1 protein-coding gene is annotated in these 1,359 nt (G+C 45.8%); it reads left to right on the top strand.

The genetic code is table 11. From position 1 onward, the window contains the following. Window positions 1–34: 34 nt before the first annotated feature. On the top strand, window positions 35–1,359 hold a 1,325-nt coding region (locus tag UF75_RS25615; RefSeq protein ID WP_045577335.1), incomplete at its 3' end, for a HEAT repeat domain-containing protein.

Raw genomic sequence — 1,359 nt, 5'->3', positions numbered from 1 at the left:
AAGCGACCCATCGTCAAAACGAAGGTGATGAGCAGTGGCGGAGTTAATCAATTGGGACTGGACTAAGCAGGATTTAACCCGCTTAACAGAAAACCTAACAGCCGTTTTATTAGAGGAATGGGGCGGGCCGAGAAGTCCCCTGGCCCTTAAATACATCCATGAAACCATCATACCGGATCTCGTCGCTTGTTTTTGCCATAATGCAGACTTACTCACGAATTCCACCTTTGCGGAGATTATCCAATGGAAATTGAAAAACCAGTTTGCCAATCCGTCCGCGGTCGTCGTGGATTTAGCCAAAGACTTACTAAAACCAGCGCAAACGATCATCAATCGTCCACAAATCATCGATCCCAAGGAACCCTGGCGCCGAGTTTTCCGGCTTTGGATCGGGGAGGAATCTCTGCCCAATATCGCCGAGCGGACCGGCTATCCGTTAGATTATCTGGATTTACTGATCTTAAGATTAAAAAAGGTTAAAGCCTTTACCGCCAATAATACGAGGGCCAGCCTCTTGGAATGCCAACAGAACCCAGAGTTGAGAGACTTTGGCTTCGAACAACTGAGTTTTCTCTACCAATTTCAAACAGCCATTGCAGGAGAACCGTTATATAAAGAACGGTTAATCTTGGAGCAAGTCATTTGGGACCTGGGGATGCCATTGCAGGTTCAAGATTTAGTGACGTTGCTTGAACTCATTCATGCCCATGAAGGGGAGTTGGATGAGGATTCGTTAATCTCGGTCATGGGCGACCCACGTGGCAATCTAGTTTCTTGCCTCATCGAGGGTTTAATTTCATTGCATTATATTCAAAAGAATAAAGCCGGGAAATTAACCCTGAGTGAAAAAAGCGCTCGAACGATTGCTGGATATTTGCTCCCGAAATTAGGGGAACAGTTGAAAAAGGCGGTTTTAATTCGTGATTATGAAGGGGCCCAACGAATTCTGCTCGGTCAAAATCAGGAAGTCTTAATTCGATTGATTGATTGGACCGTCCATGAATTAGACCCAGAGCAAGCCTTTAAAGTCCTAAGCGCTATTTATCAAAAAGTGAGCAGACGGGTCGATATCTACTTAATAAAGGTGTTTGCCAACGTTCCGATGGCCTTTGAGCTACTGATTAAAGGCTTGAGTGACAATGACAGTTTAATCCGAGCTAGAGCCTGTGAAGCCTTAGGGCGGATTGGCAATAAGGCAGCAGTTTTTTCCTTAATACAATTGCTGAGAGATCCCGTGGTTGGAGTGAAGGAAATGGCTGCGCAAGCCCTTGGGGAAATGGGAGCTGTAGCAGCGGTCAAAGAATTATCGAGAGTTGCCGAAGATTACGGTGAATCGATTAATGTCAGAGAGCGAGCCCG

The organism is Desulfosporosinus sp. I2 (assembly GCF_000960765.1).
Lineage (GTDB): Bacteria > Bacillota > Desulfitobacteriia > Desulfitobacteriales > Desulfitobacteriaceae > Desulfosporosinus.
The sequence above is the reverse complement of the archived record's forward strand: the minus strand, read 5'-3'. Positions and strand labels throughout refer to the sequence as shown.